The 4,392-nt window shown below is 66.7% G+C and carries 3 protein-coding genes and 1 pseudogene; 2 read left to right on the forward strand and 2 right to left on the reverse strand.

The features are described from left to right. Positions 1-93: 93 nt before the first annotated feature. Together BBK14_RS08440 and BBK14_RS08445 are read right to left on the reverse strand one after the other, a co-directional pair. A pseudogene (locus tag BBK14_RS08440) lies at positions 94-1,038 on the reverse strand (ISAzo13 family transposase); the annotation flags it as partial. A 105-nt stretch (positions 1,039-1,143) separates the two neighbouring features. Further along, positions 1,144-3,315 (reverse strand): tetratricopeptide repeat protein, encoded by a 2,172-nt coding sequence (locus BBK14_RS08445; RefSeq protein ID WP_071060773.1) that lies wholly within the window; start codon positions 3,313-3,315, stop codon positions 1,144-1,146. Positions 3,316-3,558: 243 nt separating this feature from the next. On the opposite strand from BBK14_RS08445, the gene BBK14_RS37730 reads away from it, so the two are divergent. Together BBK14_RS37730 and BBK14_RS39290 are read left to right on the forward strand one after the other, a co-directional pair. Then, positions 3,559-3,972 carry a hypothetical protein gene (locus BBK14_RS37730; protein ID WP_131802196.1) on the forward strand — a complete coding sequence of 138 codons (414 nt, stop codon included), beginning with the start codon at positions 3,559-3,561 and terminating at the stop codon, positions 3,970-3,972. A gap of 115 nt (positions 3,973-4,087) precedes the next feature. Then, positions 4,088-4,392: hypothetical protein (locus BBK14_RS39290; protein WP_476739386.1), on the forward strand; the 305-nt coding region annotated here is incomplete at its 3' end.

The raw sequence follows: 4,392 nt of genomic DNA on the forward strand, positions 1-4,392 counted from the left end.
CATGATCAAGGCGGCCGTCCTCATGCTTGCAGCCACCCCCTCAAGCCGCCGAACAGCAGCGACGAGCACCGCCAGACCTATCTACAGCTGCCGTATATGAAGGCCGGTATCAACGGCGAGTTTCGCGAGTTCGTGCTTCCAGAGCCAGGGGCGGTTCCCGTTGGAACCTCCGCAATCCGCGGTGATGAGCAGCCGGCGCGCGTTCGGGTACTTGCCCCGGCCCATCTCCTCCCACCACTTCCTGATGGTGGCGACCGCGAACGCGGAGGTGTCGTGGTCGACACCGACAGAGATCCAGGCAGAATTGTCCGCGAGATCGTAGACGCCGTACGGGATGGCCTTCCCGTCGGCGAGCTGCGGGAAGTCGTGGGTGTTGACCTGCTCCGGCTCGCCGGTGCGGTGCCACTCCCGGCCGGCCTGACCGAAGCGCCCGACCAGCTCCTTCTTCTTCGTGTCGACGCTGATCACCGGGTCGCCGGCAGCAAGGARCTCCGCGGCGGTGGCGTTGAGGTAGCCGAACTGGGCGTCGCGATCCGGCCGCTGCGTGCCTTCCAACGTCTTACGCGTCGACTGCAGGCTGTAGCCCTGGGCGCGCAGGATCGTGGCGACCGCGGAATGACTGACCGTATGTCCCATCCGGGTCAGCTCACGGGCCAGGTGCCGGGTCGACTTCGTCGTCCACCGCAGTGGCGATTCCGGATCCCCCCGGGTTTCGGGCTCGACCAGGCTGTCGAGCGCCTCGGACAGACCCGGGTTGGCGATCTCTGCCCGCTTCCGGCCGCCACCGGTGGCCCGCACCCGTGTCGGTTCTTCAGGGTCGGCGTCCACCTCCGCACGACCTCTGGCGATCGTCCCCTTCGCGACGCCGGTCGCCCGCGCGACCGCGGCAATGCCCCCATACCCCCAGGAACGCGCCTCCGCCCCCAACGCCAGCCGCCGGTCCCGCTCGTTCAACCGCGGCAACAGCACCTCAAGGCGTGCGGCCATCGCCGCGAACTCCATCGACCGGTCAACCGCCACAGCCCGGACTGTATCCAGGCAATCACACAAGCCGATCACCAACCGAACAAGAAAATCAAGTTATTTCATTACAGTTCCATACCGTCTCCGTGAGGTGCAACTTGCAGGCCGGACGCGGGATCATTATTGACCCTCGCTCTCAATCCCGAGAACGGCACGGAGGCGCGCCGCCTGCGGGCTTCCCACCGTTTGGTAGAGGTCGAGTGCGTCGCGTTGATGTCGGCGTTCGGTGGCGGTGTCACCCATGAGGTGGGCCAGCGCGGCGAGCACCTCGAGCGCTTGGCCGATCTGGAAGGGCACGCCGCGCCGTCGCATGATACCGATGGAGCGGTCCAGTGCTTCTTTGGCGTCCTCGTATGCGCCTCGATCCCGCTGGGCCTCGCCCAGACTGATCAGTATGCGGCCTTGGTTGTGTTCGTCGGCGAGTTCCTCGAAGACCGCCAGTGCCTGCCCGAGGGAGGAGACGGAGTCGTCGAACCGGCCCTGCTGTCGATAGGCGCGGCCGAGATGATGCAGGGAGATGGCGGCGCCCCGTCGGTTACCGATGTCGGTGTTGAGCTCGATCGCGGCCGTGAAAGCTGCTTCGGCCGCGGCGAGGTCCGTGCCCTGCTCGAGCAGCACGCGGCCGGTGAATTCGAGCACGGAGGCCTCAAGCCGCCGGTTCCCCGCCGTGACCGCGGCTTCAGCGGCAGCGGCCAGTTCGAGGCGTGCGTCGTGGTACTGCTCCAGCTCCATCTGCGCGCGTGCAAGCTGACTGCGCATCCGCGCCTCGGCAGCGCGATCACCGAGCCGCAGCGTCGCAGCGACTGCCAGCTCGTGGGACTCTACCCATTCCGCGTAGTGTTTCCGGTTGAGATAGAGCGCCCATAAGGCTTCGCACATCCACCACACGATGCTGTCCCAGTGGCGTTGCGCAGCCTCCTGGACGACGCCGAGCAGGTTTCGCCGTTCGGTCTCGAGCCAGTTCAACGCCTCTGCCGCGGTGGTGAACAGGGACTGCTCGGGGGCAAACCACGCATGGTGCGCGAGACGAAGGCGCGGGCCCATGACGGCGTGGTCGGCGTACACCGCTTGGCGCAGGTACGCCATGGCCAGGCGGCGAAAGGCGGTGTCGCGCACGTCCACGTCGTCGAGGAGCTCACTGCGTCGTCTGGCGTGTGCCCAGAGCAGTTCGTGGCAGCGGTAACGCTGGTCGTCGCCGACCTCTGCGAGGAGGTTCGCCGTGACGAGGATGTCGAGCAGACGGTCGACATCGCCGCGGGAGATGCCCGTGGCGGCCGCGACCAGGTCGGCGCTGACCTCGCTTCCCGGATGCAGACCGAGCCAGCGGTAGAGAGCGCGTGCGTCGTCCAGCAAACCGTCGTAGGCGACCGCGAACGCTGCTTCGATCGCCTGCTCGTCGTCGGCGGGCATGGTCGGCCGCCCTCGTTCGTCCGCCATCATGCGGGACACCTCGGCCATCCTCAAGCCGGGTCGGGTCTTGAGCCGGCCGCCGATCATGCGCAGTGCGAGCGGCAGCCCGCCGCAGTAGCGGACGATCGCCCGCGCTGCGTCCCGCTCGGCGTCGAGGCGGGAGCGGCCGACCATCCGCTCCAGGAGGTCCACGCCGTGCTCGTCGGACAAAGGCCCGAGAGGCAGCAGTTCCGCGCCGTCATGCAGGAGTCCGCGGAGCCGATACTGGCTTGTCACGAGGACGACGCTGTTCTCGGACGCCGGCAGCAGGGGTATGACCTGTGCGGGAGATGCCGCGTCCTCGATCAGGATCAGCAGACGGCGGCCCGAGGTGCGGTCCCGGAACACCGCGGTGAGTTCCTCAAGCGTGAGTGGTACGCCGTCGATATCCACACCGAGCGCTCTGACGAACAGCCGCAGCACGTCACCGGTCTCGACAGCGCCCCGGTGGGCCAACGTGCCGAGCTCCGCGTAAAGCTGGCCATCCCCGAACCTGTGCCTGATCTCGTGTGCCCATCGCACGGCGGCCGCCGACTTACCGACCCCCCGCATGCCGCTCACCAGCACGACCGTCGGCCGCGCCAGGTCGGGATCCCGTCTCATGATCGCGTCCAGATGGTCCCGCTCCAGCCGTCGGTCGACGAAGCCACCCACGGCTGCCGGAAGCTGTGTGGGAACCCGTACCACCGGCTGCGGGGCGGGATGGACATGCACCGCGTCGATGCGCCCGGCCTGGACGACATTCCCGGCGTGCCCGGAGATCGTGTTGTGCATCGACGAATGCCAGCCGCTGTCGAGACGACCGGCGGCATCGTCTTCCGAGGATGGCTCGCCGCTGACCAAACCGTGTCACTCCCACCGTGCGGCTCGATGATCGGCACCGCTGCCATCCGCTCATCTCGAAGCTCACCCTCGCCACCTGACATCATCACGGTACGACACCTCGGACGCATAGCAGCCCATCGATGTACGAAGCGAGACCACCTGGCACCGGCTGTGCGGCCTTGCAGGCAAGGCCTRGTACAGCGTCTCGCCAGGGTTTGCCATCCGGCAGTGCGCGTGGGGCCGTCCGGGTACCCTGAATGTATGGATCTCGATCCGTTGAGCGTTCCGGCACTGGTCGCGGCGCTCACAGCAGTCCTCGCGGGAACGGCGGGAGAAGCCGGCGCGCAGGTGTGGCAGTCCCTGGTGGGTCTGATCCGTCGGACGTTCGGTTCCGGYTCGCCTGCCCGGGATCTCGTCGAACGGGAGCCCTCCGATCTGGAGGCCGACACGAATGCGGTCCAAACTCTGTCTCTGTTCCTCGCCGCCCAAGCACTCCATGATCCCGCTTTCGCCGAAGCTCTGCGTTCCTGGACAGCTAACGTGACACCTGACGAGGGCACTGCCGGTTCAGTCACGAACATTGTCGGTGACCATGCCCGTGTCGACGGCGGTCTCGTTCAGACTCGCACCGTCTATGGCAACATCACTCTTGGCGGGGCCGGCCACGGCAACTGACCACCACGTGTCGCACCAACCGTGGGCCAGGGTCCCCATCGGATCTGACGCCGAGGGCTGGGTCACGCTCCACCAACAGCGCACCGTTCTCGCTGTCGTCCACAACGTCACGGCGATGACCCGGCTCCTTGACGCGCTGGCGACCTTCGACTCCGACCCTCGCATCCAGGTTGTCTTCACCTGGACTCAGTCCTCGCCGTTCACGCATGGTGTCCGCCAGTTTCTCGCCGAAAATGGCGCTCTGACAATTCCCTGGACACAGGCGATCGCGACCACCTTCGATCTCGCCATTGCCGCCAGCTACGGCGGCGACCTCCACCGCATCCACGCCCCACTCATAGTGGTTTCCCACGGCGTTGGATACAATAAGAGGGAACCAGGGAACCAGGGAACCAGGGAACCAGGGAACCAGGGAACCAG

The sequence above is a fragment of the Parafrankia soli genome, from assembly GCF_001854695.1.
Taxonomy (GTDB): Bacteria; Actinomycetota; Actinomycetes; order Frankiales; family Frankiaceae; genus Parafrankia; species Parafrankia soli.